The sequence below is a fragment of the Ideonella sp. genome, assembly GCF_036277275.1.
Lineage (GTDB): Bacteria > Pseudomonadota > Gammaproteobacteria > Burkholderiales > Burkholderiaceae_C > Ideonella.
Window position 1 is genome coordinate 153,774 of record NZ_DASUNH010000125.1, and the last position, 25,911, is coordinate 179,684.

At 66.2% G+C, this 25,911-nt stretch carries 23 protein-coding genes and 1 pseudogene; 3 read left to right on the top strand and 21 right to left on the bottom strand.

Going from position 1 to position 25,911, the window contains the following annotated elements; translation table 11 throughout:
* Window positions 1-7: 7 nt before the first annotated feature.
* The 12 genes from trpB to VFY73_RS21275 all read right to left on the bottom strand — a co-directional run bounded on the left by trpB (window position 8) and on the right by VFY73_RS21275 (window position 12,553).
* Window positions 8-1,255 carry a tryptophan synthase subunit beta gene (trpB, locus tag VFY73_RS21220; protein ID WP_329722520.1) on the bottom strand — a complete coding sequence of 416 codons (1,248 nt, stop codon included), beginning with the start codon at window positions 1,253-1,255 and terminating at the stop codon, window positions 8-10.
* Between the two features lie 50 nt (window positions 1,256-1,305).
* Complete coding sequence (locus VFY73_RS21225) at window positions 1,306-1,941, bottom strand: phosphoribosylanthranilate isomerase (protein WP_329722522.1); 636 nt, start codon at window positions 1,939-1,941, stop codon at window positions 1,306-1,308.
* Window position 1,942: 1 nt separating this feature from the next.
* Complete coding sequence (truA, locus tag VFY73_RS21230) at window positions 1,943-2,713, bottom strand: tRNA pseudouridine(38-40) synthase TruA (RefSeq protein WP_329722577.1); 771 nt, start codon at window positions 2,711-2,713, stop codon at window positions 1,943-1,945.
* 92 nt (window positions 2,714-2,805) lie between these two features.
* Window positions 2,806-5,493: a FimV/HubP family polar landmark protein gene (locus tag VFY73_RS21235; RefSeq protein ID WP_329722524.1), complete on the bottom strand. Its 2,688-nt coding sequence runs from the start codon at window positions 5,491-5,493 to the stop codon at window positions 2,806-2,808.
* Between the two features lie 250 nt (window positions 5,494-5,743).
* Window positions 5,744-6,877 (bottom strand): aspartate-semialdehyde dehydrogenase, encoded by a 1,134-nt coding sequence (gene asd, locus VFY73_RS21240; RefSeq protein WP_329722526.1) that lies wholly within the window; start codon window positions 6,875-6,877, stop codon window positions 5,744-5,746.
* 103 nt (window positions 6,878-6,980) lie between these two features.
* On the bottom strand, window positions 6,981-8,087 hold the full coding sequence (gene leuB / locus VFY73_RS21245; RefSeq protein WP_329722528.1) for a 3-isopropylmalate dehydrogenase: 1,107 nt from the start codon (window positions 8,085-8,087) through the stop codon (window positions 6,981-6,983).
* Window positions 8,088-8,135: 48 nt separating this feature from the next.
* Entirely contained in the window at window positions 8,136-9,011 is an 876-nt protein-coding gene (locus VFY73_RS21250; protein WP_329722530.1) for a hypothetical protein, read from the bottom strand.
* Window positions 9,001-9,345: a hypothetical protein gene (locus VFY73_RS21255; protein WP_329722532.1), complete on the bottom strand. Its 345-nt coding sequence runs from the start codon at window positions 9,343-9,345 to the stop codon at window positions 9,001-9,003. The genes VFY73_RS21250 and VFY73_RS21255 overlap by 11 nt, the downstream gene beginning before the upstream one ends.
* Window positions 9,346-9,347: 2 nt before the next feature.
* A complete protein-coding gene (leuD, locus tag VFY73_RS21260; protein WP_329722534.1) occupies window positions 9,348-9,995 on the bottom strand; it encodes a 3-isopropylmalate dehydratase small subunit in 648 nt (215 codons plus the stop codon).
* Between the two features lie 8 nt (window positions 9,996-10,003).
* Window positions 10,004-10,138 carry an entericidin A/B family lipoprotein gene (locus VFY73_RS21265; protein ID WP_329722536.1) on the bottom strand — a complete coding sequence of 45 codons (135 nt, stop codon included), beginning with the start codon at window positions 10,136-10,138 and terminating at the stop codon, window positions 10,004-10,006.
* Window positions 10,139-10,154: 16 nt separating this feature from the next.
* On the bottom strand, window positions 10,155-11,567 hold the full coding sequence (gene leuC, locus VFY73_RS21270) for a 3-isopropylmalate dehydratase large subunit (RefSeq protein WP_329722538.1): 1,413 nt from the start codon (window positions 11,565-11,567) through the stop codon (window positions 10,155-10,157).
* Between the two features lie 53 nt (window positions 11,568-11,620).
* On the bottom strand, window positions 11,621-12,553 hold the full coding sequence (locus VFY73_RS21275; RefSeq protein ID WP_329722540.1) for a LysR family transcriptional regulator: 933 nt from the start codon (window positions 12,551-12,553) through the stop codon (window positions 11,621-11,623).
* 492 nt (window positions 12,554-13,045) lie between these two features.
* Here VFY73_RS21275 and VFY73_RS21280 point away from each other — a divergent pair, with 492 nt between their 5' ends.
* Both VFY73_RS21280 and VFY73_RS21285 read left to right on the top strand, forming a co-directional pair.
* Complete coding sequence (locus tag VFY73_RS21280; RefSeq protein ID WP_329722542.1) at window positions 13,046-14,002, top strand: hypothetical protein; 957 nt, start codon at window positions 13,046-13,048, stop codon at window positions 14,000-14,002.
* A 48-nt stretch (window positions 14,003-14,050) separates the two neighbouring features.
* Entirely contained in the window at window positions 14,051-15,154 is a 1,104-nt protein-coding gene (locus tag VFY73_RS21285) for a matrixin family metalloprotease (RefSeq protein ID WP_329722544.1), read from the top strand.
* Window positions 15,155-15,220: 66 nt separating this feature from the next.
* Here VFY73_RS21285 and VFY73_RS21290 read toward each other — a convergent pair whose 3' ends face one another.
* Both VFY73_RS21290 and VFY73_RS21295 read right to left on the bottom strand, forming a co-directional pair.
* Window positions 15,221-16,003, bottom strand: a complete 783-nt coding sequence (locus VFY73_RS21290; RefSeq protein ID WP_329722546.1) for a hypothetical protein — start codon at window positions 16,001-16,003, stop codon at window positions 15,221-15,223.
* Window positions 16,004-16,104: 101 nt separating this feature from the next.
* Window positions 16,105-18,003 (bottom strand): annotated as a pseudogene (locus VFY73_RS21295) (propionate--CoA ligase); the annotation flags it as partial.
* Window positions 18,004-18,400: 397 nt separating this feature from the next.
* Here VFY73_RS21295 and VFY73_RS21300 point away from each other — a divergent pair.
* Entirely contained in the window at window positions 18,401-18,718 is a 318-nt protein-coding gene (locus VFY73_RS21300; protein ID WP_329722548.1) for an HU family DNA-binding protein, read from the top strand.
* A gap of 16 nt (window positions 18,719-18,734) precedes the next feature.
* On the opposite strand, the gene VFY73_RS21305 is transcribed toward VFY73_RS21300, so the two are convergent.
* The 7 genes from VFY73_RS21305 to VFY73_RS21335 form a co-directional block, all read right to left on the bottom strand.
* Window positions 18,735-19,208 (bottom strand): VOC family protein, encoded by a 474-nt coding sequence (locus tag VFY73_RS21305; RefSeq protein WP_329722550.1) that lies wholly within the window; start codon window positions 19,206-19,208, stop codon window positions 18,735-18,737.
* Between the two features lie 17 nt (window positions 19,209-19,225).
* Window positions 19,226-20,323, bottom strand: a complete 1,098-nt coding sequence (locus VFY73_RS21310) for an alkaline phosphatase D family protein (protein ID WP_329722552.1) — start codon at window positions 20,321-20,323, stop codon at window positions 19,226-19,228.
* Window positions 20,324-20,331: 8 nt separating this feature from the next.
* Window positions 20,332-22,395 (bottom strand): acetyl/propionyl/methylcrotonyl-CoA carboxylase subunit alpha, encoded by a 2,064-nt coding sequence (locus VFY73_RS21315; protein WP_329722553.1) that lies wholly within the window; start codon window positions 22,393-22,395, stop codon window positions 20,332-20,334.
* Between the two features lie 118 nt (window positions 22,396-22,513).
* Window positions 22,514-24,046, bottom strand: a complete 1,533-nt coding sequence (locus tag VFY73_RS21320) for an acyl-CoA carboxylase subunit beta (RefSeq protein ID WP_329722554.1) — start codon at window positions 24,044-24,046, stop codon at window positions 22,514-22,516.
* A gap of 22 nt (window positions 24,047-24,068) precedes the next feature.
* Window positions 24,069-25,085, bottom strand: a complete 1,017-nt coding sequence (meaB, locus tag VFY73_RS21325; RefSeq protein ID WP_329722556.1) for a methylmalonyl Co-A mutase-associated GTPase MeaB — start codon at window positions 25,083-25,085, stop codon at window positions 24,069-24,071.
* Window positions 25,082-25,540: a GNAT family N-acetyltransferase gene (locus tag VFY73_RS21330; protein WP_329722558.1), complete on the bottom strand. Its 459-nt coding sequence runs from the start codon at window positions 25,538-25,540 to the stop codon at window positions 25,082-25,084. Before VFY73_RS21330 ends, meaB begins: the two co-directional genes overlap by 4 nt.
* 8 nt (window positions 25,541-25,548) lie before the next feature.
* A partial coding sequence (locus tag VFY73_RS21335) for a cobalamin-dependent protein (protein ID WP_329722560.1) occupies window positions 25,549-25,911 on the bottom strand: 363 nt, incomplete at its 5' end.

Sequence of the window (25,911 nt, forward strand, 5' to 3'; positions counted from 1 at the left end):
GTCGGGCTCATCGCGCACCTCCCTTCACCGTCTGGCCTTTGCAGGACGGGCGGCAGTAGAACTCTGCGCCGGACAGATCAGCCACCGTGCCGATGTCCTTGTCGCCCCGGCCCGACAGGTTCACCAGCAGGTGCTGGTCGGGCTTCAGCGTCGCCGCGAGCTTCATCGCATAGGCCACCGCGTGGCTCGACTCGAGCGCCGGGATGATGCCTTCGGTGCGACACAAGCGGTGGAAGGCCGCGAGCGCCTCGTCGTCGGTGATGCCGACGTACTCGGCGCGGCCGGTGTCCTTCAGGTACGCATGCTCGGGGCCGACGCCGGGATAGTCGAGTCCAGCCGAGATGGAATGCGTCTCGGTGATCTGACCGTTGTCGTCTTGCAGCAGGTAGGTGCGGTTGCCGTGCAGCACGCCCGGCGAACCGGCAGACAGGCTCGCGGCGTGCTTGCCGGTATCCAGCCCGAGGCCGGCGGCTTCGACACCGATCAGGCGCACGCCTTCGTGGGGGATGTACGGGTAGAAGATACCCATCGCATTGCTGCCGCCGCCGACGCACGCGATCACCGCATCGGGCTGGCGGTTGATCATCTCGGGCATCTGGCCCAAGCACTCTTCGCCGATCACGCTCTGGAAGTCGCGCACCATCTCCGGGTACGGCGCCGGGCCGGCCACCGTGCCGATGATGTAGAAGGTGTTCTCGACGTTGGTGACCCAGTCACGCAGCGCTTCGTTCAGCGCGTCTTTCAGCGTCTTGCTGCCCGACTCGACCGGCACCACCCTGGCACCCAGCAGGTGCATGCGATAGACGTTCGGGCTCTGGCGCTTGACGTCTTCGGAGCCCATGTAGACCACGCATTCAAGCCCGTACCGGGCGCAGATGGTGGCAGTGGCCACACCGTGCTGGCCTGCGCCAGTTTCGGCGATCACGCGCGGCTTGCCCATGCGCTTGGCCAGCAGGGCCTGGCCAATGGTGTTGTTGACCTTGTGCGCGCCGGTGTGGTTCAGGTCCTCGCGCTTCAGGTAGATCTGGGCGCCACCGATTTCACGGCTGAGCCGATCGGCGTGGTAGACCGGGCTGGGCCGGCCGACGAAATGCTTCAGTTCGCGCTTGAACTCGGCGATGAAGACCGGGTCACTGCGGTAGTGCGCGTAGGCGGCCTTCAACTCGTCCAGAGCGTGGACGAGCGTCTCGGAGACAAAGCTGCCGCCATAGGGGCCGAAATGGCCCGAGGCGTCGGGCTGCTGGTAACTTGGCATGATGGAAATCTCGCTGTTCAGGATGCCTGAGGCGGCGAGCGGCGCGGCTTTCAAGTCTGGCGACTGTCGGCTTCGCGCACCGCCTCGCAGAACCGGCGCATCAGCGCGGCGTCCTTGACGCCTTTTGCGCTCTCCACGCCGGAGCTCACGTCAACGGCCCAGGGCCGGACGCGAAGCACCCCATCGATCACGCTTGCAGGATTCAACCCACCAGACAAAACGACCGGACAAGGGACGTTGGCGGGAATGAGAGACCAATCGAACGCCTTTCCACCACCGCCATAACCCTCGACATGGGCGTCGAGCAGGAGGCCGACGGCCCCCGGGTGGCGAGACGCTAAGTCTAGCAAATCGACACCGGGCGCCATCCGGGCGGCCCTCAGGTACGGCCGACCCGCGGCAACGCACTGCTCGGGGGTTTCGTCGCCGTGAAACTGCAGCAGTGCGTTCGGCACCATCTGCAGGCCGGCATCGATCTCGGCCTGCGTGGCGTTGACGAACAGCAACACCGGGCTGACGAAGGGCGGCAACCGCCTGGCCAGCACACCGGCGCGCGCCGCATCGACATGGCGCGGGCTCTTCGCGTACAGCACCAGGCCGATGGCATCCGCGCCGGCCGCGACGGCGTCTTCGACGTCGGCTTCGCGGGTCAGGCCACAGATCTTGATGCGCGTTCGGTGGGCCATGTCAGGGGATCCAGTCCATCGCCGCCGTGGCGTCCGGCAGGCCGAGTTCGGCATCGTAAATGGGGCCGACGAAGTACAGGCCATCGGGGGCAAAGGTCGGTGCGGCCGCGTCGCGGCTTCGGGCAGCCAGCACCTCGGCCATCCAGCCGGGCGCCCGGTTGCCCTGCCCCACGGCGACCAGGCAGCCCATGATGTTGCGCACCATGTGGTGAAGAAAGGCACTGGCCTCGAACTCGAAGCGCCAATAGGCGCCATGGCGCGAGACATCCAGGCGGCGCAGTTGCTTCACCGGTGACAGCGCCTGGCACTCGGAGGAGCGGAATGAGCTGAAGTCGTGCTCGCCGACAAGCAGCGCGGCGGCGGCCTGCATGGCCGCCCCATCGAGCGGGCGGAAGATCCAGCCGCAGCCACCAAATTCGATGGCGGGCCGCACGGCAGATTCGAGCAGCAGGTAGCGGTAGCGACGGCCACGCGCGCTGTTGCGGGCGTGAAAGCCGGCCCCCACCGGCCGGCACCACTGAACGGCAATGTCTTTGGGCAGGTAACGGTTGGTGCCCCGGATCCACGAGAACTCGGGCCGATCAAGCGGGGTGTCGAAATGAACGACCTGGTTCAGGCCGTGCACGCCCGTGTCGGTGCGGCCAGCACACAAGGTGCCGACCGGCATGGCCGCGAATTCGCTCAGGGCCGCTTCGAGCTTGTCTTGCACGGTGCGGCCGCTGGGCTGGCTCTGCCAGCCGTGGTAATGGTCACCCCGGTAAGCCACGCCCAGCGCCAGGCGCCGGACCGTGGAGCCCTCAAAGGCCGAGGGGCCCGTGGCGGGCCCCTCGTGAGCGGCGGCCCCCGGGGCCTTTCCGCTATCGCTCACTCCAGCTCGTCGAGCATCGCCTGGGCCCGCGAGCGCAAGGCGCCATCGGCCTTGCCAATGACCTCTTCGAGCAGGTCGCGCGCACCTTCCATGTCGCCGATGCGGCGGAACTCGTCGGCCAGCTCCAGTTTGCGGGCCAGCGGATCCGACTCGTCGATCTCTTCGGTCTGCAGACCCCCGCGCACGGTGCTTTCCTCTCCCTTGGTTTCGCCCAGGTCGAGTGACAGCTCACCGAAGTCAAACGACGACGGGGTGGTGTGCTGGATGCTGTCGCCGTCGGTCTCACCTTCCGGCAGGTCGATCATCGGCAGGTCGAGGATGCTGTCTTCGGGCTCGAGCGGGGCCTTCGGGGCTGGCTGCTTGGGCGGCGGTGAGCGCAGGTCGCCCCGCAAGTCGGCCGGCCCGCTGTCGAGCATGCCCGACGCGGTTTCCAGAGGCCGCGTGGGCTCGACGCCTACCAGCGACGACGGCGCGCCGAGGTCGATGTCGAGGTTGCCCGGCGCGGTGTCGAGCAGCACTTCGCCCACGAACGGCTGGGTCTTTTCGACCGGCGACTCGTCTTCGACCCGCGCCGGACGGCCAAAGTCTTCGCGCAGATCGGGTGGCGGTTCGGTCGACGTGTCGATGTCGACGGCCATCACCGCGCCAGCACCGCCGTACAACGGATTGGCAGGATCGATGCCGCGGCCGAGTTCGATGGCCTTTTCCCACTCTTCACCGACGCCGCCGGTCTGCTCGAGCATCTGGCGCGCCTGGGCATCGAAGGCCTTCACATCGGCCCGCTTGGCGTACACCTCGAGCAGCTTGCTGCGGATGGCCACGCGACCCGGGTCGCTGCGCAGGGCCTCCTTCAGGATTTCTTCGGCCTGCAGATCGCGGCCATAGGCCAGGTAGACGTCAGCTTCTGCCACCGGGTCCACGTCCCCGATCGCGTCCAGCTGGCTCAGCGAGTAGCTCAACGACGAGCTGCTGTTCGCGCCATCGCGCGTGTCGACACGCTGGCCGCCGCTGACGCCGAAGAACGAATCAGGCTGCAGCTTGCTTTCGATGAACGAGGTCTCGGCCGCGCCGTCTTGCTGGCGGCGGCGCAGGCGCATCACGCCCAGGCCGGCCAGCAGCGCCACCAGACCGGCAGCGCCCGGCAGCACCCACGGGTTGCCGGACAGCGATTCGAAGAAGCTCGGCTCGGGGGCGGGTGGCGGCGGGGCCGCGCGCTTGCGCACAGGCGGTGCGGACGCAGCCACCGGCGGGGCGACCGGCACGGGTGCCGCGGCCACCTCGGTGGGCGCAGACGCCGGCGGCACCACGACAGACGGGGCCGACGCAGGCACCGAAGCCACCGGCGGCGGCGGTGCCACCACAACCGGCGAGGGCGCTGGCGCTGGCGGCGGCGGGGCCACGGTCTTGGCAGGCGCCGGCGCGGGCGGCGGCGGTGCCGGCGGAGGCGGCGCCACCGGCTTGGTCACCGGTGCCGGAGCGGGTGCGGTCGCGATCGGCAAGCCGGGCTTGGCTGGGGTCGTCGGCGCGGCGGCGACAGCCGGCGCGGCCGGTTTGGATGCGGCCTTGGTCGCATCCGACAGCTGCTTCAGCTCCTGCACGTTGCGCGACAACTCGGCCACGCGGGTCTCGGCCGCCTTTCGTTCGGTCTCCTTCGAGACCTTGGCCTCGGCGCCGGGCTTGGCACTGCCTTGTGACAGCGTCAGCTTGTCCGGCGAGGTGGCGGCAGTGTCGGTCTTGCGGTCCTTCACGGCCGCCTGCACCTGGCCGGTGGCCTGTCGTTCGGGCTCGGTGCCCTTCACGGTGGGCGCAGCGCCCGCCAAGCGTTGGCGGAAGGCAGCGAAGTCGGCGCTGTGGGCCTGGATGACCTTCTTCGCTTCGTCCGGCGTCACGTCTTTCGCGGTGGACGCGTCGGGCACGTTCAGCACCACGCCGGACTTGAGCCGGTTCATGTTGCTGTCGATGAAGGCCTGCGGGTTGCCACGGTACAGCGACACCAGCATCTGATCGAGCGATACGCCGCTGCGCGGGTGCGCCGAGGCGATGGACGACAGGGTGTCGCCGCTCCGCACCTTGTAGCTGTCGGCCCCCTCGGAGGCTGTGGACGGCGAAGGTGGCGGTGCGATTGGCCTGGGTGCCGACGGCGTCGCCGCCGGGCGGCTGGCACGCGGCGCTGCCGGTGGCGCCACCGGAGTGGTCTGCACCGGTGCGGCCGACATGACCGGCGCGGTGGTCGCAGCCGCCGGCGGCGGTGCGGCCGGACGCGTCACCGGTGGGTCGATCAGCAGCGTGTAGGCTCGCTGCAGGCGACCGCTGGACCAAGCGAAATCGATGATCACATCGACGAACGGCTCGGACACCGAGCGATCGCCGGTGACGCGGATGTAGGCCCGGCCGTCCGGCCGACGCGCCAGCGTCAGCTGAGCCCCCGTCAACACCGGATTGAAATCGACCCCTGCAGCGCGAAACGCCTCAGGCGAGGCCAGCGTGGTCCGCAGCGATGCGGCCTCGTCCGGGCTCATGTTCGTGATATCGATCTCGGCGCGCAGTGCCTCGCCAAGCGACGACTGAACGGTCAAGCGGCCCAGCGACAACGCCGATGCGCCACCCGTATGCAACAGCAGCAGAGCCGCGGTGGCGAGGGTGGTGAGCGATGCGCCTTTGGCCATGAATGAAGGGTTCTTCAAAGCGTCTCCCGAAACGCCATCAGCGAGCCTGCGCGCAGGCCCGCCGTCAACGACCGTTCTCTCCAAAGCAGTTTCCGGCGTCAACCGGCCCGAATACGAGAAAACACCATAGCATCAAGCATATAGGCTTACAAGCTCATCCAAAACCTAACATCCGGAAGTTTTCGCGTTTTCACCGAGCCGCCCCCTTCACCGCTGTTGCCCATGGGCAACGCGGCAAAGGGTACAAACCCCGATGGTTTGTGCTCACTCAGGCGGCTAGCAAGATCCTCAGCATGCGGCGAAGCGGCTCGGCAGCACCCCACAGCAGCTGGTCGCCGATCGTGAAGGCGCCCAGGTACTCCGGACCCATCGCGAGCTTGCGCAGGCGGCCCACCGGAATGGTCATCGTGCCAGTCACGGCCACCGGCGTCAGGTCACGGATCGTCGCTTCGCGGGTGTTGGGCACGACCTTCACCCACTCGTTGTCGGCCGCGATCATCGCTTCGATGTCGGCCAGCGGCACGTCCTTCTTCAGCTTGAAGGTCAGCGCCTGGCTGTGGCAGCGCATCGCGCCCACGCGAACGCAGAAGCCGTCGACGGGCACTGCCGGACTACCGAACCCTTCGCCCTGGCCAAGGATCTTGTTGGTTTCGGCCATCCCCTTCCATTCTTCCTTCGACTGGCCGTCACCCAGGTCGCGGTCGATCCAGGGGATCAGCGAGCCGCCGAGCGGCACGCCGAAGTTGGCGGTCTCTTCGGCCGACAGGCTGCGCTGCTTGGCGATGACCTTGCGGTCGATCTCGAGGATCGCGCTCTTCGGGTCGTCCAGCAGTGCCTTGACCTCACCGTACAGCGTGCCGTACTGAGTCAGCAGCTCGCGCATGTGCTGCGCGCCACCGCCTGACGCGGCCTGGTAGGTCTGGGTGCTCATCCACTCGACCAGGCCGGCCTTGTACAGCGCGCCAACGCCCATCAGCATGCAGCTGACCGTGCAATTGCCGCCGATCCAGTCCTTCTGCCCCTTGGCCAAAGCGCTCTTGATCACCGGCATGTTGACCGGATCGAGCACGATAACCGCGTCGTCCTTCATCCGCAGCGACGAGGCGGCGTCGATCCAGTGGCCATTCCAGCCGGCAGCGCGCAGCTTGGGGAAGACTTCGTTGGTGTAGTCGCCGCCTTGGGCGGTGATGACGATGTCGCAGCGCTTGAGCGCGTCGATGTCGAACGCGTCCTGCAGCTTGGTTTCGTTCTTCGCCATCGAAGGCGCGGCGCCGCCCTTGTTCGAGGTGGAGAAGAACAGCGGTTCGATCAGATCGAAGTCGCGCTCCGCGACCATGCGGTCCAGCAGCACGGAGCCGACCATGCCCCGCCAACCGACGAGACCTACGAGTGCCTGAGCCATTTTCAATTCGCCTTTGCCTGTGAGGAGAGAGTTTGCTTGGGTTCCAGACCGGTCCGGCTCGATTCGCCGGGGTCTGGGTCACAGGGGCGAAACGAACCGGAGCTCAGCTGCTCTTGGTAATGGTTTTCGCAATGGTTTTGCCAGTGACGGCAGCCACAACCGCATCGCCCATCTCGCGCGTGCCCACCTTCTGGGTGCCCTCGCTCCAGATGTCGGGCGTACGGTAGCCCGAGGCCAGCACGGAGCGAACCGCCGACTCGATACGGTCGGCAGCCTCGGGCTGTTGGAGTGAGAAACGGAGCATCATGGCGGCAGACAATATTGTAGCCAGAGGGTTTGCAATTCCCTTGCCGGCGATGTCCGGCGCGCTGCCGTGGCTGGGTTCGTACAGGCCCTGGTTCTTCGCGTTCAGCGACGCCGAGGGCAGCATGCCGATCGAGCCGGTCAGCATCGCGGCCTCGTCGGACAGGATGTCTCCGAACATGTTGCCGGTGACGATGACGTCGAACTTTTTCGGCGCCTTCACGAGCTGCATCGCGGCGTTGTCGACGTACATGTGGTCCAGCGCCACGTCCGGATACTGGGCGGAAACCTCGGTGACGACATCCTTCCAGAACTGGAAGGTTTCGAGCACGTTGGCCTTGTCGACACTGGTCACACGCTTGCCGCGCTTGCGCGCCGCCTGGAACGCGACGTGGGCAATGCGCTCGATCTCGGGCCGGCTGTAGCGCATCGTGTCGAAGGCCTCCTGGGCGCCAGGGAAATGTCCGTCCACCGCGGTACGCCGGCCACGCGGTTGGCCGAAGTAGATGTCACCGGTCAGCTCGCGGATCAGCAAGATGTCCAGCCCTGCCACCAGTTCGGGCTTCAGGCTCGAGGCGTGCGTCAGTTGCTCGTAGCAGATCGCCGGGCGGAAGTTGGCGAACAGACCCAGGTGCTTGCGCAGCCCAAGGATGGCCTGCTCGGGGCGCAGCGAGCGCTCGAGCGTGTCGTACTTCCAGTCGCCGACGGCGCCGAACAGCACCGCGTCGGCGGCCTGCGCCAACTTGAGCGTCGCCTCGGGCAGCGGGTGGCCGTGGGCTTCATAGGCGGCACCGCCGACCTTGGCCTCTTCCATCTCGAACGGCAGGTCGAGCACGTTCAGCACGCGCACGGCTTCTGCAACGATTTCGGTGCCAATGCCGTCACCGGGCAGGATGGCGATTTTCATGTCAGGGCTCCTTGAAGAAGAAATCTCGTTCGGGGGCGGTCGCACCGATCAACCCAGCCAGCTGATGCCGGGCAAGGCCTGCAACGCGACCAGCGATTGCTCGTAGGCCGTTTTGAACTGTTGTCGCTCTGCTTCGCGCCAGGGCTCGAAGGGTGACAGTCCATCGCCCGAAATCACCCGCTCGACCGATGGCCGCACGCGGGTGGCGTCGTCGGCGCCGACGCGGCGGTAGATGTCATCCAGCAGTTCAACCGCCAGGTTGGACAAGGACTGGCGGTCGCGTCGATCGCCGACCGGTGGCATCGCCGCACGCCGGATACCGAACAGCGCCGAGGTGATCGGCGCACGCAACTCGTCCAGCGACTCGTAGCGCCAGCAGACCAGCTTGGCCGCCGGAAAGGCCTGCTGCACATCGCGGGCTACGTACTCCCAGCCGCGGCTGGCCAGATCGAAATGGTCGTAGGCCTCGCGGAACGGCCGGTACGGGCCATGACGCAGCGTTTCGCAGTAGGCCGATCGAAGGAACGAGCCGTATTCGCGCACGGACAGCCAGATGCGAAGCTCGTAGCCCTTCAGCACCTCGGCCAGTCGCTCCATCCGCGCCTGCGCGCTGGCATACAGCGCTCTCTGCGCAAACAGGCGCTCGGATGAGCCAATGAGATTTTCGTCCGACAGCACCAGGGATGGCACGCGACGGCCCCAATCGCCGAGCCAATCGACGGCCCTTTGGCGTCGGCGTTCACCTTCAGCGGGGCCGGCGCTCTTGACGGAGGGCGGGTTGCAGACCGGTGTCAGCTGGGCGCGCACCTCGTTCAATGGTGGGCACATCGCCGTCGCCCCCGCCACCTGGCTGCAGGCCGCCCAATAGTGTCGAAGGTAGGTCGTCGCGGTCTTGTGAGCGCCCAGGTGCAGATCAATGCGCATCGGGCTCGACCCCGTCGGCCCCGTCGTCTTCAGGAGGGTCACCCAACCAATGGGCGAGCCGGTATTCGCAGACCTTGAACACCACGTAGGCGGCCATCGACAGATAGCCCGTGACCAGCAGCTCAAGCAGTTGCTCGCCACCGCCATCGGCCAGAGCCATCCAGCCGTTCTCGATCACCAGGCTGGTGTTGGCGCGCAACAGGTAGAACAGGTTCAGCGTACCGACGCCAAAACCGAAGAAGCTCAGCCCCAGCATCAGAAAACTGAGCCAGACACGACTCAGCACCAGGCGCTGGAACCAGCGCGGCAACGATGGCGACCTGCGTGTGCCCAAGCTCAGAGCACGCGTTGGTTCAGCCAGGGCATGCGGGCCAGCCGCTCGGACTCGAACGCGCGGATCTTGTCGGCGTGGCGCAGTGTCAGGCCGATGTCGTCGAAGCCGTTGACCAGGCAGTACTTGCGGAAAGGCTGCACGTCGAAGGCCAGCTCGCTGCCATCGGGTTTCACCACCACCTGGCGCGGCAGGTCGATCGTCAGCTGGTAGCCAGGGAAGGCGTTGACCTCGTCGAACAACCGCGCCACCTGCGACTCGGGCAACACGATCGGCAACACGCCGTTCTTGAAGCAGTTGTTGAAGAAGATGTCGGCAAAGCTCGGTGCGATCAGCGCGCGGAAGCCGTATTGCTCAAGCGCCCACGGCGCGTGCTCGCGACTCGAGCCGCAACCGAAGTTGTCACGCGCCAAAAGGACCGACGCTCCGGCATAACGCGGCTGGTTCAGCACGAAGTCCGGGTTCAGCTTGCGCGTGGCCGGGTCCTGGCCCGGCTCGCCCTGGTCCAGGTAGCGCCATTCGTCGAACAGGTTCGGGCCGAAGCCTGTGCGCTTGATCGACTTCAGGAACTGCTTCGGGATGATCGCGTCGGTGTCGACGTTGGCGCGATCCATTGGGGCCACCAGGCCCTTGTGGAGGGTGAAGGCTTGCATCGGTGTCCTTATTTCTTCTTGGCTGTTTCTTCGATCTTTTCGCCGGCTTTTTGCATGTCCTTGCCAAAGCCTTCCACCGTGTTGCAGCCGGACAACCAGCCCAGCCACGCCAAAGTCATCAGGGTGATCGACAACTTCTTCATGATCCCCACTCCTTCGTCAGGACACGCGGCGCACATCCACGAAGTGCCCGGCCATCGCCGCCGCGGCGGCCATCGCCGGGCTGACCAGGTGGGTGCGGCCGCCGGCGCCCTGGCGGCCTTCGAAATTGCGGTTGCTGGTCGATGCGCAGCGTTCGCCCGGCTCCAGCCGATCGGCGTTCATCGCCAGGCACATGCTGCAGCCCGGCTCGCGCCATTCGAAGCCGGCCGCCGTGAAAACCTTGTCCAGCCCTTCGGCTTCGGCCTGCGCCTTGACCAGGCCCGAACCCGGCACCACCAGCGCCAACTTCACGTTGGCGGCGATGCGCCCTCCCAAGCGCCGCACCACCGCGGCGGCTTCGCGCATGTCTTCGATGCGGCTGTTGGTGCACGAGCCGATGAAGACCTTGTCGATGCGGATGTCGCTGATCGGTTTGTTCGGCTCCAGCGCCATGTACTGCAGCGCGCGTTCGATCGCGCCGCGCTTGACGCTGTCTTTTTCCTTGTCGGGGTCCGGCACCCGGTCCTCGATCGACAGCACCATCTCGGGCGAGGTGCCCCAGGTGACCTGCGGTCGCAGCTGCGTCGCGTCGATCTCGACCACCTTGTCGAAGTGCGCGCCGGCGTCGGTGTGCAGGGTGCGCCAGTAGGAGATGGCCTGCTCCAGCTCGACACCCTTGGGCGAGAACGGCCGGCCCTTCACATAGTCGGTCGTCGTGTCGTCCACGCCCACCAGGCCGGCGCGCGCACCCGCCTCGATGGCCATGTTGCAGACCGTCATCCGGCCTTCCATGCTCAGGCCGCGGATCGTCGAGCCGGCGAACTCGATCGTGTAGCCGGTGCCGCCGGCCGTGCCGATCTTGCCGATGATGGCCAGCACCACGTCTTTGGCGCCGCAGCCCTTCGGCAGCGCACCTTCGACCTTCACCAGCATGTTCTTGGCCTTCTTGGCCAGCAGCGTCTGCGTGGCCAGCACGTGCTCGACTTCGCTGGTGCCGATGCCGTGTGCCAGCGCGCCGAACGCACCATGGGTGCTGGTGTGGCTGTCGCCGCAGACCACCGTCATGCCCGGTAGCGTGGCGCCCTGCTCGGGGCCGATCACATGCACGATGCCCTGGCGCCTGTCGCTCATCTTGAACTGCGTGATGCCGAAACGGTCGCAGTTCGAATCGAGCGTGTCGACCTGCAGCTTCGACACCGGATCCGCAATGCCGTGCGAGCGGTCGGTCGTCGGCACGTTGTGGTCGCTGACGGCCAGGTTGGCCGACAGGCGCCACACCTTGCGGCCGGCAATGTCCAGCCCTTCAAAGGCCTGCGGGCTGGTCACCTCGTGCACCAGGTGGCGATCGATGTAGAGGGTGGCCGTGCCATCTTCCTCGGTGTGGACGACGTGTTCGTCCCAAAGCTTGTCGTACAGGGTGCGTGCGGTCATGGCAGGCTTTTCGTTCAGGCGGCCGCCTCGGGGCGCGGCCAGAAGGTGAATTGTCAGGGATTCGGGGCAGTGTGGGCGTCGGCGGCGTCGGCCGCCGACGCCAGCCCGGCCAACCGGTCGACGAAGCGTTGCACCACCGTCGGCAGCACCTCTTGCGCCTGGGCAGCCAGCAGATAGCGCCGGTGCGCCCAGGGCTCGTCCAGCGGCCGCACGCTGATCGCGAACAGCTTGGCGAAGCGCTCGGCCACCACCGCCGGCAGCACGGCGACACCGAGGCCCTCGCCAACCAATTGGGCAATGGCATCGAAGCCGCGCACCTGCAACCTGGCGTTCAGCGTGCGGCCACGCTCCAGCGCGCGTTGCAGCATCAGCTCGTGCACCGACGCACCGATGTGCAGCCCCACCATGTCGTAATCGAGCAGCGCGTCGAAGCGCAGGCCCCCCCGGCCTCTGGCCAATGCGTGCCCCTTCGGCAGTACCACCGCCAGCTCGCCGGCCCGATAGGGCCAGGTCGCCAGGCGCTGGTCGGTCAGCGGTGGCGCAAACACACCGACATCGGCCCGCCCTTCGGCCACGGCCTGCTGCACGTTCGCGCTGGTCATGTCTTCCAGGCTGATACGGATCTGCGGATGCTCGCGCGAGAACGCCGCCAAGTCCGCCGGCAGCGCCTCGGCGATCGCCGCCGCATTGGCTGCGATGCGCAGGTGCCCCTTGATGCCGCGGCTGAACTCGACCACCTCGCTTTCCAGCGCATGCAGCGATGCGTTCAGGCTGCGGATGTGGCGCACCAGCGCCCTGCCCGCCTCGGTAGGCTCGACGCCCCGGGCGCGTCGCTCGAACAGCTGCACGCCCAGCCGCGTCTCCAGATCTTTCAACCGCTTGCTCGCCGCCGCCAGCGCCAAGTGCTCACGCTCCGCCGCGCGCGTGATGCTGCGCGAGTCGGCGATCGCGAGGACAAGGTTGAGGGTGACGAGGTCGAAACGCATGACAAAGGAATTGGGGCGCGACAGCCCGCCTTCACCCGCACCGCGCAAGCCCCTGTAAGGGCCAACGGCCGGGGCTGGCACCTGACCGGTAAGCCCGGCGCCAGCAGCCCATCGCGGTACCAATGGTGAACGAAGGCTTCGTACCGCGCACACGGAAGTAGCCAAGCAAGGCTTCGCGCGGCACGAAGGATAGCGGCATTCGCTCTGGTGGCGAAACCGTTTTCGTTGCGCGCAGCGTCGTCCGCCGCTCAAGCAGCCACCCCTAAGCTCGGGGGCCTGCGTTCACTACTCAGGGGATGCTTGCGACGGGACCGTCGCCCTAGAGTTCTTCTCGCGGAGCGTCGCTGTTTTCACCGCCCCGTACCTTGTCGGCGTTGAGGGCGCATCGGCCTTCGGGAAGAAGCCGTTTGCAGCCGTACCTCGGTCCGTCGACAAGGCCCTCACCGGCTTGCAGCCCGATGCAAGCGTTCCATCTTTCCCCAGGAGAAATCCATGTTGAACCGAGGTCGTACCCTCTCGGCGCTTGCCGCCGCCTGCCTGTTGACCAGTGGCATCGTCGCTTCGGTGCCCGCCGCGGCCGCCACGCTGAACGAGCTGGCCACCGCGTCGCGCTTCATCGTGCACAGCCGTGTCAGCAAGGTCGAATATGCGCAGTCCGAGGCCGCCAAGGGCCAGCCTGGCGTGCCGCACACGATCGTCACCTTCGACGTCGTCAAACCGCTGCAAGGCAACGTCGGTGCTGCTTCATTCACGTTGCGTTTCATCGGTGGTCCGGATGGCCGCGGCCGCTTCATGCAGGCCTCCAACGTGCCGGTGTTCCAGCTCGGCGATGAAGACATCCTCTTCGTGCAGGGCAACGGCAGCAAGGGTTGCGCGCTGGCAGGCTGCGCGGATGGACGCTTCCGCGTGCTGAACGGGCTGGTGTATGACGGCACGGGCACGCCGGTGCTGCGCGTCGAGTCGGGCCGCGTCGTCGCCAGCGGCGAAACGCCGGCCGAGCTGAGCACCATCCGCTTTCCGCGGCCTTCTTTCGACGCGCTGATGAAGAACGCCGAAGCGCGCCAGGCGATCGCCAGCCAGGGCTTGTCCGCCACTGAAGCGCGCCAGCGCTACGAAGCGCAAGCGCCGGCCATGATCGAGATGTCGGCGATCAATGGTGGCCGTTCGGGGTCAGACCGTGGCGGCCATGGGACCGGTCAGGAAAGCGGTACGGCGGCGCCGATCACCGGGCGCACGATGTCGGCCGACAGCTTTGTTTCCAAGCTGGCTGGCCTGTCCGTCGCCCGCGCCGAAGGCAGCCCGGCTTTCGAAAGCATCGATGCGCAAGCCCGCATCGCGGCGCCGTCCACGCAAGCGGCCATTCCGCCGAAGGTGCGCGCCGATCGCGCCGGCTCGACCCGCAGCGCGGCTGAAGAAGCCGCCGCCATCACCCAGCTCAAGCAGCAGTGAGCACCAGGCTCGCGCCTTTGCCTTGAAACCTATTTCGAAAGCATCGTCATGAAAGCAAGACTGACACTCGCCGCGGCCGCCTTGGCGTGCCTCAGCGCCACCCCCGCCTTCGCCTACCGAGTCAATACCTGCCTGGGCGTGCCCGTCAAATGGGCCACCAACAACCCGCAGGTGCGCATCAGCCCGGTGAGCTTCCCTGATGGCTACTGGCGCAACGGTATCCAGCGCACGCTCAATCTGACCAATCAGAATCCGACGCCGTTCTGGTTCTCATCGACAACCGACACCGACGGCCTTGGCCTGGGCAACGGCCAAAGCGAAACCTGGGGCAGCACCGATGGCGGCATCCTGGGGGGCTCGCCCGCCATCGCCTACTGGTACGACACCTGCTACTGGTTCTTCGGTGTCGTCTCCCACCGAGACGAAGCCGATGTGATCTTCGACTACAACGCGCCGTTCCAATGGACGGCCGATGAGTCGAAGTACAGCCTGATCATGTACGGCGGCAGCCGTCGCCAGTTGCAAGGCACCGGTATCCACGAATTCGGCCACGCGCTGGGCCTGCTGCATGTGAACACCGAGTACAACGTGATGGGCGCCGACTTCGAGCACATCTGGGCCAACGGCTCGTGGGCGCACGGCTACCTGGGCGAAGACGCGGCCGACGGCGCGACCTACCTCTACGGCCCCTGGTCATACAGCTGGCAGGACCTGGGCGTTGCGCACTGGAAGTATTCGTACGCCAGCGGCGAGTACTCGCGCCACGTCAGGACGGCTGTCTACGACGCGTTCGGCACGCTGCTGCCGACCGTGACGGTCGGAACCGAAACCGGCTACCGGGTCAACAAGGGTCAGACGGTCCAGGTCGAGTTCACCTACGAGAACAATGGCCGTGACACCCAGACGGTCGACACCGGCTGGTATCTGTCCAACGACGACTACATCTCGACTGCTGACCGCTGGCTGGGCACGAACACCGGCATGACGCTGTCGCGCGGTGACGTGCTGACCTATCGGCGCACGGTGACGATCCCGAGCGATCTGGTCAGCGGTTGGAACTACTGGGTCGGCACGGTCGTGGACATCGGCCACGTCGTGGCGGACGCCGTCTCCGAGAACAACGCAACGTACATCCCGATTCGGGTGAACTGACGCCCGCGGCCTAAATGCGCGCAGGGCCCCTGCCGGGGCCCTGCTCACGTCTTACTGGCAGGCGGTTTACTCGGCGGGAGGCACCAAGTCCACGTTGAGCGTGACATCGTGCTGGATGTTCTTGCTGGAATCTTCCGGCCACAGACTGATCCCCAAGCCGCCACCAGAGTAGTGCTGCGGCTTGGTCACGCGCAGCTTCCAGTAGGTGTCGGTGGAAGACGGGTCGATCTCCACTTGCAGCATGCTCGGGCCAGAGCTGTGATGCACGGAAGTCGGAATGGAAGAGGTGAACTCCACCACCATCTCGTCGTCGGTGGATTCGACGCCGATGCTGTTGTTGCCGATATCTGAAGTCAGCGATGACAGCACGTTCCCGTTGACCTTGACCTCAGCCTGCAGCTGCGGCGTGATCGTCACCTCGTAGGGCAGCGAAGCATTCTCCACAGGATGGTGACTGCTGCACGCCTGGTTCTTGCACAGCACCACAGTGAGCTGACCCTGGTAAACGCCGGACGCGAGGTTCACTTGAGGGTACAGCTTGACCTGGAAGCTGGTATCGGACAACTGCACCACCTCGATCGGCCGACCACCAAAGCCAGAGCCGCTGTCCTGCACAGCGATGTAGGTATCGCCGTCAGGCGGGTCAGTCGCGGTAACGGAGAGCGTCACGCTTGCGTCTTCGAACGCATTGGTGTCGGCCATCTGGTCACGGAATGCGGTGGCCCGAATCCGGTCGGTGTCATAGGACAGTCGGGTGGCTGGTTCGCTGCCGCCGCCGCCACAGGCGGCAAGCAGAACGGCGGACAAGGTGGCGGTGAGGGCGACGATGCGCCGGAACGAATACAACATGAACGGTCAGAGAAGGAGGGGTTCAGCCGAAGCGGCCGCGCATTGTCTGGGCTTCCTTCCCGCTGGCGACACGGTAGCCACAGCCGAAGCCAAACATTTGGTTACTTTTCCACCAATTCCCTGATCTGCTGCAGCGCCGCCGGGTCTTCCATCGTCGTCAGGTCACCCGGATCGCGACCTTCGCAGACCGCCTGAATCGCGCGGCGCAGCAGCTTGCCCGAGCGTGTCTTGGGCAGCACGGTGACGAAGCGCACCCGAGCCGGCCGCGCGACTGCGCCGAGCTGGTCGTCGACGACCTTCATGATCTCGCCTTCGAGCTTCAGGACGCCGGCCGCGTCGGCCGCTCGGGTCGGATCCTTCAACACCGCGAAGGCCATCGCGACCTGCCCTTTGAGTTGATCGGCCACGCCGACCACCGCCACTTCGGCCACGTTGGCGTGGCTGGCAATGCTTTCTTCGATCTCGCGCGTGCCCAAGCGGTGGCCGGCCACGTTGATCACGTCGTCGGTGCGGCCGAGGATGAAGAAGTAGCCGTCTTCGTCGCGGATGCCCCAGTCGAAGGTCGAGTACAACTGTCGGCCCGGGATGCTGGACCAGTAAGTCTTGACGAAGCGCGCGTCGTCGCGCCACACCGTCTGCATGCAGCCTGGCGGCAACGGGCCGGCGATCGCGACCACGCCCTTCTGGTTCGGTGCTTTCAACTCTTCGCCGGTCGACTCGTCGATCAGCTTGACGTCGTAGCCGTAGACTGCCTTGCCCGGCGAGCCGAACTTCGACGGTGCTTTCTCGACACCGTTGCAGATCGTCAGGATCGGCCACCCAGTCTCGGTCTGCCAGTAGTTGTCGATAATGGGCTTGCCCAGGGCTTCGGCGATCCAGGTCGCGGTCGGTTCGTCCAGTGGCTCGCCGGCGAGGAACAGCGCTCGCAGCGACGACAGGTCGTGCTTGTGCAGCGCCGCCGGGTCTTGCTTCTTCAGCACCCGCACGGCAGTCGGCGCGCTGAACATCGCCGTCACCTTGTACTTCTCGACCAGGCTCCACCAGATCGACGCATCGGGGCGGATCGGCAACCCTTCGTACATGATGGTCGCCATGCCGGCGATCAGCGGGCCGTAGACGATGTAGCTGTGGCCGACAACCCAGCCGATGTCGCTCGTCGAGAAGTAGGTCTCGCCGGGCTGGCCGCAGAAGATGTGCTTCATGCTGGCCGCCAGCGCCACGGCGTAGCCACCGGTGTCGCGCTGCACGCCCTTGGGCTTGCCCGTCGTGCCCGAGGTGTAGAGCGTGTAGCTGGGGTGGATGGACTCCAGCCACGCGCAGGGCACGCTGGCGTCGCGATGCCGCTCGCGCAGGCCGGCGTAGTCTTCGTCGCGGCCGGCCACCTTGTTGAACGGAGCCAGGCCGCGATCGACCATCAACACCTTGGCCGGCTTGTGCTTCGCCAGCGAAATCGCCTCATCGAGCAACGGCTTGTAGGCCACCACCTTGCCGCCGCGCGAACCGGCATCCGCGCTGACCACGGCCACCGGCTCGGCGTCGTCGATGCGATCCGCCAGGCTGACGCTCGCAAAGCCGCCGAAGACCACAGAGTGGATCGCCCCGATGCGCGCGCAGGCCAGCATCGCGAATGCAGCCTCGGGAATCATCGGCATGTAGACCAGCACCCGGTCACCCGGCTTCACGCCCAACGCCAGCAGGCTGGCTGCCATGCGCTGCACCTCGGTGTGCAGCTCGGCGTAGCTGTAGACACGCTCCAGGTTGGTTTCGGTAGAGACGAAGATCAACGCGTTCTGCGCGGCGCGGTCCTTCAGATGCCGGTCGACCGCGTTGTGGCACAGGTTGGTGGTGCCACCGACGAACCAGCGCGCGAACGGCGGCTCGCTGTAATCGCAGACTTGGTCGAATGGCCGCTGCCAGTCAATCAGTGCGGCCTGTTCGCGCCAGAAGCCGTCGCGATCGTCGATCGAGCGGCGGTAGAAATCGGCGTAACTCGTCATCCCAGGCTCCTGTCGGCGGTGTAGTCGTGAATTTCATCGTGGCAGGCTGACAAGCTTCTGTCAGGCTGACCGTTGCGGGACGTCTCGGCAACCACCGCGCGCAAAAATAGCAGGCCTGCCGATGCAGAAGAATGTTCCACGTCAACTCGGCCCTGCCGGGATCACCGCTTCGAGGCCGTCTTGACCAAACACCTGATGGCAGCCCCTTGAAACGCTGGAGCGATTGCGCCCAGTTACTTATTGCTACCTCGGTTTGGCGGGCCAACACGAGGACAATGTGCCGCCGGCCGAAAGCCACAGGCACCTGCTCGGCCGGAGCTGGACCCATTCTTGCGTATGGCGGTAAACGAGCATCGATCGTCACCAGCCATTCCCTGTCATCACCGAAGGAGTCACTGAATTGAAGCCCTCTGAAATCATTGCGGCCGTGCGCGCCAAAGACGCGAAGATCATCGGCGAGTTGGCCGACAAGAAGGCCGAGCAAATCGTCAAGGCCGTGCTGACGGTCATCCGCGAAAACGTGGTGGCGGTCGAGAAGGGCGACCTGACCGTGCCGATGCTGGGCCGCTTCAAGGTCAACGAGGTCACCAAGGGCGAAGGCGCCGAGGCCAAGATCGTCCGCAAGGTGACCTACATCGCCGCGAAGCCGGCCCCGAAGGAAGTGCCGCCGAACAAGGCCGGCAACAAGGCCAAGGCCAAAGCCAAGGCAGAAGCCTGATTCACGCCGCCGGCGCTCAGCCGGCCGGCCGCAGCGCCGCCACCACCTCGGGTGGCGCCTGCACCAGCTCGATCAGTACACCTTCTCCCCCCAACGGAAACTCGTCGTTGCCCTTGGGGTGGATGAAGCAGATGTCGTGGCCCGCCGCTCCTTTGCGAATGCCACCCGGCGCGAAGCGAACCCCGTTCGCCGCCATCCAGTCCACAGCCTTCGGCAAATCGTCGACCCACAGCCCCACGTGGTTCAGTGGCGTCGCGTGAACGGCCGGCTTCTTCTGCGGATCCAGCGGCTGCATCAGGTCGACCTCGACCGCGTGAACGCCCTCACCCAGCGCGCAGATGTCTTCGTCGACGTTCTCGCGCTCGCTGACGAAGGTGGACTTCACCGTCAGGCCCAGCATGTCGACCCACAGGGCCTTGAGCTTGTCCTTGCTCGGGCCGCCGATGGCGATCTGCTGGATGCCGAGGATGCGAAAAGGTTTGGTGCTCATCGTGTGGCTTTCTTCGTTCATGCCGGCACGGTCAGGCTGTCGAGCGCCAGTTCGTGCTGCTGCAGGGGCGGACCGCCCTTGACGTCGTGGTGGCGCAGCGCCAGCCGGCGGCGCGCCCAGTCGATGTCGATCAGTGCGTAGTGGTTGGCGCGAACCAGGTCGCCCAGCCGATTCGGGCCCGGCTCGTTCGCACTGGCCCAGGCGTGCGTCAGGCCGCTGGAGGTCAACTCGGTGATCGGGTACGGCGCACCTTGCGTGCGGCGATAGACGCCACCGATGTGGCGGTCACCCGAGACCAGCACGGCGCCGTTGGCGCGCGTGCGGCCGATCAGGTCGAGCAGGCGCTGCTGCTCGTGCGGCATCAGGCCCCAGTGTTCGAAGCCGTGGCCCTCGGCGATGACCTGGATGCCGGAAACGATCACGCGCACATCGGCCGGGTCGGCCAGGCGCGCCGCCAGCCATTGCCATTGCGTCTCACCCAGCAGCGTGCGCTCGGTGTCGGTGGTCGGCACGTAACGCTGCTTGCCGGGCGCATCGCGGTGGTCGGTCGGCATCCACGGCGAACGGGCCCAGCGCACGTCGAGCATCAGCACCTGCACGCAGCGACCGGGTGGGCCGAAGCGGCGTGCGTGGTACAGGCCCTCGCGCCCGTGACGCTCGTCACCCGCCGGCACGGCCCAGAAGTCGAGGAAGGCCGCCTTCGCTTCGGCCTTGTGGTCGAACTCCGCGCCGCCGTCGTTCGAGCCGTAGTCGTGGTCATCCCAGATCGCCAGGTGACGCACCTGCTGGCGAAACCGCGCGAACTCGGGCTTGGCGGCCAGCGTCGCGTAGTCGGCGCGCAGCGTTTCGGCCTGCCACGGCGGCGCGCTGGAGTAGACGTTGTCGCCGCAGAACAGGTGCAGATCCGGCGCGTCGGCGCCGATCACGTTCCAGAACGGCTGCGGCTTGGACTGGTCGGCGCACGAGCCGATGCTGATGCGCTGCAAGGTCACCGGCGCAGAGTCGGCCTCCGGCAGCGCCGCGGCGGCCGGAGATTCGAAGGCGCAGCCGGTGGTCACCCAACCTGTCACCGCACAGGCCGCCGCGCCTTGCAGCACTTCGCGTCTTGTCGTCATCTGGCGCCTCAGGCGAACGCGATGATCGGCTGGTCGACCGTCAGGCTCTCGCCCTTTTTCGCCAGCACCTCGCCGACCACGCCGTCCTGTGTCGCGACGAGGATGTTCTCCATCTTCATCGCCTCGATCACCGCCAGCTTCTCGCCGGCCAGCACCTTCTGCCCCGGCGCCACGGCCACGTCGACCAGCAGGCCCGGCATCGGCGACAGCAGGAACTTGCTCAGGTCCGGCGGCGCCTTGTAGGGCATCAGCTTCAGCAGCTCGGCCGCGCGCGGCAGCAGTACCAGTGCGTCGATCTGCGTGCCGTTGTGGGCCACGCGCATCGCCAGCGGCTGTTTGGCCCAGCCAGACTCGATCTGGGCGGAGAACGGCTGCCCGTTGCAGCGGCCGGTCATCAGCACGTCGCCCAGCTTGGTGTGGCTCTGTATCGCATAGTGGCGAGCCCCCACATGCACATCCGCCGAACCGGCCGCAGCGTCGTAGTTGATCACCTGGACGGCGTGATGCTGGTGTTGCCCCTGTGCACCCAGCACCACGACCACCAGGTCCGACGCGTGCTCGACGCCATGACCTGGCACCTGCCCGCTGATGCCGGCCGCGCGTTCGCGCGCCTTGCGCCGCACGAAAGCCGCCAGCGCCACCAGGAACAGCGGGTCGTCATGCGGCACGTCTTCGGCCTTGAACCCCTGGCTGTAGTGCTCGGCAATGAAGCCGGTGTTGAAGTCACCCGAGACGAACTTCGGGTGCGCCAGCAGCGCCGCCTGGAACGGGATGTTGCTCGAGATGCCGCGGATCACGAATCCGTTCAGCGCCTGGCGCATGCGGGCGATCGCCTCCAACCGATCCTTGCCGTGCACGATCAGCTTGGCGATCATCGAGTCGTAGAACATCGGGATTTCGCCGCCCTCGTAGACGCCGGTGTCGACGCGCACGCCGCCGAGCGGCTCGCCCCCCTGCAGCGTCGGCACCGAGGCTTCCAATGTCTGCTCGGGCGGCTGGTACTTCACCAGCCGCCCGGTCGACGGCAGGAAGTTGCGGAATGGGTCTTCCGCGTTGATGCGGCATTCAATCGCCCAGCCCTCGCGCTTGATCTGCGCTTGCGTGAAGCCCAGCTTCTCGCCGGCGGCAACGCGGATCATCTGCTCCACGAGGTCCAGGCCGGTGATGCACTCGGTGACCGGGTGCTCCACCTGCAGCCGGGTGTTCATCTCGAGGAAGTAGAAGCTCTGGTCCTTGCCGACCACGAACTCCACGGTGCCTGCGCTCTGGTACTTCACGGCCTTGGCCAGCGCCACGGCCTGCTCGCCCATCGCCTTGCGCGTCGCGTCGCTGATGAACGGTGATGGCGCCTCCTCGATCACCTTCTGGTGGCGGCGCTGGATCGAGCATTCACGCTCGTGCAGGTAGACCACGTTGCCGTGTGCATCGCCCAGCACCTGGATCTCGATGTGGCGCGGCTCCTCGACGAACTTCTCGATGAACACCCGGTCGTCGCCAAAGCTGTTGCGCGCCTCGTTGCGGCACGACGAGAAGCCCTCGAAGGCCTCCTTGTCGTTGAAGGCCACGCGCAGGCCCTTGCCGCCACCACCTGCGCTGGCCTTGATCATCACCGGATAACCGATGCCCTTGGCGATATCCACCGCCTGCTCCGGCGTGGAAATCGCATCGTTGTAGCCGGGGATGGTGTTGACCTTGGCGTCGTTCGCCAACTTCTTCGACGCGATCTTGTCGCCCATCGCCGCGATCGAGTAGTGTTTGGGCCCGATGAAGACCATGCCCTCTTCTTCAACCCGCCTGGCGAAGGCCTCGTTCTCGGACAGGAAGCCATAGCCGGGGTGAATGGCCTCGGCGCCGGTTTGCTTGGCGGCGGCAATGATCTTGTCGGCGACGAGGTAACTCTCGCGGCTGGGCGCCGGGCCGAGCAGCACCGACTCGTCGGCCAGCTCGACGTGGCGGGCATCCTTGTCGGCTTCGGAGTACACCGCGACCGTGGCAATGCCCATCTTCTTCGCGGTCTTGATCACCCGGCAAGCGATCTCGCCTCTGTTGGCGATGAGGATCTTCTTGAACATATTGGTTCCGTAGGTGTTATGCGCTGGGCTTCGACCAGCTCAGCCCGAACGGGGAAGAAATACGCTCCCTCGCCGTTCGCCCTGAGCTTGGTCGTTGGGCCTGCAACGAATCACGCGCTCACAATGGAATGTTGCCGTGCTTGCGCCACGGGTTGTCGAGCTTCTTGTCCTTCAGCATCATCAGCGAGCGGCAAACGCGTTTGCGCGTCTCGTGCGGCTGGATCACGTCGTCGATGTAGCCGCGGCTGCCAGCGACGAAGGGGTTGGCGAAGCGGGCCTTGTATTCGGCCTCCTTCGCAGCCAGCTTGGCCGGATCGCCCTTGTCTTCGCGGAAGATGATCTCCACCGCGCCCTTGGCGCCCATCACCGCGATCTCGGCGTTGGGCCAGGCGAAGTTCACATCGCCCCGCAGGTGCTTCGAGGCCATCACGTCATAGGCGCCGCCGTACGCCTTGCGCGTGATCACCGTGATCTTCGGCACCGTGCACTCTGCGTAGGCGTAGAGCAGCTTGGCGCCGTGCTTGATGATGCCGCCGTACTCTTGCGAGGTGCCGGGCATGAAGCCGGGCACGTCGACGAAAGTGACGATCGGGATGTTGAATGCATCGCAGAAGCGCACGAAGCGCGCCGCCTTGATCGAGCTCTTGATGTCCAGGCAGCCTGCCAGCACCATCGGGTTGTTGGCCACCACGCCGACGGTGGCGCCCTCCATGCGGGCAAAGCCGATGACGATGTTCTTGGCGTAGTCAGGCTGGATCTCGAAGAAGTCGCCGTCGTCGACGACCTTCAGGATCAGCTCCTTCATGTCGTACGGCTTGTTCGGGTTGTCCGGCACCAACGTGTCGAGCGAAGCATCGACACGCGTCGCCGGATCGCCGCTCGGGCGCACCGGCACCTTGTCCTTGTTGTTCAGCGGCAGGTAGTTGAAGAATCGCCGCAGCATCAGCAGCGCCTCGACGTCGTTCTCGAACGCGAGGTCTGCCACGCCGCTCTTGCCGGTGTGGGTGATCGCACCGCCCAGCTCCTCCGCGGTCACTTCCTCGTGCGTCACGGTCTTCACCACCTCGGGGCCGGTGACGAACATGTACGACGAGTCTTTCACCATGAAGATGAAGTCGGTCATCGCGGGCGAATACACCGCGCCGCCGGCGCACGGGCCCATGATCATCGAGATCTGCGGGATCACCCCCGAGGCCAGCACGTTCTTCTGGAACACATCGGCATAACCGCCAAGCGATGCGACACCTTCCTGGATGCGCGCGCCGCCCGAGTCGTTCAGGCCGATCACCGGCGCGCCGACCTTCATCGCCTGGTCCATCACCTTGCAGATCTTCTCGGCGTGCGCCTCCGACAGGGCGCCGCCGAAGACGGTGAAGTCCTGGCTGAAGACGAAGACGAGGCGTCCGTTGATCATGCCGTAGCCGGTGACCACGCCATCGCCGGGGATCTTGTTGTCGGCCATGCCGAAGTCGGCGCAGCGGTGCTCGACGAACATGTCCCACTCTTCGAAGCTGCCTTCGTCGAGCAGCAGCTCGAGCCGCTCGCGCGCCGTCAGCTTGCCTTTGGCGTGCTGGGCGGCGATCCGCTTCTCGCCGCCGCCCAAGCGCGCCTTCGCGCGCTTTTCCTCGAGCATTTGCAGGATGTCGTGCATGGTCGGATGTTCTCCTCGGAAACTATTGAAAGAGGTCGAGCAGGCGGCGTGCGGCGACCGATGCGGCGAGCGTGCCTTCGCGCACCTCCGCGCGCAGGCCGGCCAGATGCTCGCGCACGGCCGGGTGGGCGCGAAAGCGGCTCTTCAAGCCGGCGTCGATGCGTTCCCACATCCAGGCTTCGTCTTGCATGTGGCGGCGCCTGGCCAGACGGCCGCTGCTGGTTTGAACCTGCCGGTAATCGCTGACGGTCTGCCAGAACTCGGCCAGGCCGGTGGATTTCAACGCGCTCAGCTGGATCACCTTCGGGTGCCAGACGGTCGCGTCGTGGTGTTGATGGTCCGGGTGACCGTGCAGCCCGAACAGCCGCAACGCCGACGTGATCTGCGCCCGCGCCCGCGTCGCCGCGGCTTCGTCGATGTCGGCCTTGTTGATCACCACCAGGTCGGCCAGCTCCATCACGCCCTTCTTGATCGCCTGCAGATCGTCGCCGGCGTTGGGCAACTGCATCAGCACGAACATGTCGGTCATGCCGGCGACGGCTGTTTCGCTCTGGCCGACGCCGACCGTCTCGACGATCACGATGTCGTAGCCCGCCGCCTCGCAGACCAGCAGGCTCTCGCGCGTACGCTCGGCCACGCCGCCCAGCGTGCCGCTTGAGGGACTGGGTCGGATGTAGGCCGACTCATGCACCGACAGATGCTCCATCCGCGTCTTGTCGCCGAGGATCGAACCGCCCGAGACGCTGGACGATGGATCGACGGCCAGCACCGCCACGCGGTGACCTTGGCCAATCAAATGCAAACCCAGCGCTTCGATGAAGGTGCTCTTGCCGACACCGGGCACGCCGGAGATGCCCAGACGAAACGAGCGACCGGTCGCCGGCAGCAGCGCGTTCAGCAGTTCGTCGGCACGCAGCCGATGGTCCGCGCGTGTCGATTCGAGCAACGTGATGGTCTTGGCGGTCGCGCGCCGGCGCGGCGCCGCATCACCATGCAGCAGTTGGTCCAGCAGGGCTTGGTCAGCCTCGCCCAGGCTCATCGCGCCGCCCGCAAGTAGAACCAGTCCCACTCGCCTTCGGCCTGCAGCTCGAAGCCATGGCGCTGGTAGAAGCGGTTCGCATCGCTGTGCTTGAGCGCCGTCACCGACACCGGCTGGTGCGCCGCATCGGCCTCGGCCAGCACCTGTTCCAGCACCCAAGAGCCAATGCCTTCGCCCTGTGCGCTCGGATGCACGTAGAGATGGTCGAGCTGCCAGCCGTCGTCGCGCGGCACGACGACGACGAAGCCGACCAGTTCGCCCCCACGCAGGATGTGGCGGGTGTGCGCCGGCTGGTAGCCACGCGACAAGCGCTCGCGGGCGCGCTGCGGATCGAAGCGGCCCAACCGTTCCAGGCTTTCGCGCATCGCAGCCAGCCGCAGCGACAACAACGCTTCGAAATCGCCGTCGCCCGCGGGCGACAGCGCCAGCGCGGGCCGTTCAGAGGAGGCCGACATCGGCGTGCTCAGGCGAGGCCCTGTGCATTGCGGATCTGCTCCAGCACGTCCTTCGCGCTGGCCGGGATCGGCGTGCCCGGGCCGTAGATGCCCTTCACGCCGGCTTCGTAGAGGAAGCGGTAGTCCTGCTGCGGGATCACGCCGCCGACGAACACGATGATGTCGTCGGCGCCCTGCTTCTTCAGCGCCTCGATGATGGCCGGCACCAGCGTTTTGTGGCCCGCGGCGAGCGTGGAGACACCCACCGCATGCACGTCGTTCTCGATGGCCTGGCGGGCGCACTCTTCGGCGGTCTGGAAGAGCGGGCCCATGTCGACGTCGTAGCCCAGGTCGGCGAATGCGGTGGCCACCACCTTCGCGCCACGGTCGTG

Excerpts from the sequence above, each read along its gene's own strand:
- VFY73_RS21315 (WP_329722553.1), bottom strand. The coding sequence starts at position 22,395 with ATGTTCAAGAAGATCCTCATCGCCAACAGAGGCGAGATCGCTTGCCGG.
- VFY73_RS21305 (WP_329722550.1), bottom strand. The coding sequence starts at position 19,208 with ATGAGCACCAAACCTTTTCGCATCCTCGGCATCCAGCAGATCGCCATC.
- VFY73_RS21280 (WP_329722542.1), top strand. The coding sequence starts at position 13,046 with ATGTTGAACCGAGGTCGTACCCTCTCGGCGCTTGCCGCCGCCTGCCTG.
- meaB (WP_329722556.1), bottom strand. The coding sequence starts at position 25,085 with ATGAGCCTGGGCGAGGCTGACCAAGCCCTGCTGGACCAACTGCTGCAT.
- VFY73_RS21310 (WP_329722552.1), bottom strand. The coding sequence starts at position 20,323 with ATGACGACAAGACGCGAAGTGCTGCAAGGCGCGGCGGCCTGTGCGGTG.
- trpB (WP_329722520.1), bottom strand. The coding sequence starts at position 1,255 with ATGCCAAGTTACCAGCAGCCCGACGCCTCGGGCCATTTCGGCCCCTAT.
- asd (WP_329722526.1), bottom strand. The coding sequence starts at position 6,877 with ATGGCTCAGGCACTCGTAGGTCTCGTCGGTTGGCGGGGCATGGTCGGC.
- VFY73_RS21250 (WP_329722530.1), bottom strand. The coding sequence starts at position 9,011 with ATGCGCATTGATCTGCACCTGGGCGCTCACAAGACCGCGACGACCTAC.
- VFY73_RS21330 (WP_329722558.1), bottom strand. The coding sequence starts at position 25,540 with ATGTCGGCCTCCTCTGAACGGCCCGCGCTGGCGCTGTCGCCCGCGGGC.
- VFY73_RS21265 (WP_329722536.1), bottom strand. The coding sequence starts at position 10,138 with ATGAAGAAGTTGTCGATCACCCTGATGACTTTGGCGTGGCTGGGCTGG.
- leuB (WP_329722528.1), bottom strand. The coding sequence starts at position 8,087 with ATGAAAATCGCCATCCTGCCCGGTGACGGCATTGGCACCGAAATCGTT.
- VFY73_RS21285 (WP_329722544.1), top strand. The coding sequence starts at position 14,051 with ATGAAAGCAAGACTGACACTCGCCGCGGCCGCCTTGGCGTGCCTCAGC.
- VFY73_RS21225 (WP_329722522.1), bottom strand. The coding sequence starts at position 1,941 with ATGGCCCACCGAACGCGCATCAAGATCTGTGGCCTGACCCGCGAAGCC.
- leuD (WP_329722534.1), bottom strand. The coding sequence starts at position 9,995 with ATGCAAGCCTTCACCCTCCACAAGGGCCTGGTGGCCCCAATGGATCGC.
- VFY73_RS21320 (WP_329722554.1), bottom strand. The coding sequence starts at position 24,046 with ATGCACGACATCCTGCAAATGCTCGAGGAAAAGCGCGCGAAGGCGCGC.
- VFY73_RS21275 (WP_329722540.1), bottom strand. The coding sequence starts at position 12,553 with ATGCGTTTCGACCTCGTCACCCTCAACCTTGTCCTCGCGATCGCCGAC.
- VFY73_RS21290 (WP_329722546.1), bottom strand. The coding sequence starts at position 16,003 with ATGTTGTATTCGTTCCGGCGCATCGTCGCCCTCACCGCCACCTTGTCC.
- leuC (WP_329722538.1), bottom strand. The coding sequence starts at position 11,567 with ATGACCGCACGCACCCTGTACGACAAGCTTTGGGACGAACACGTCGTC.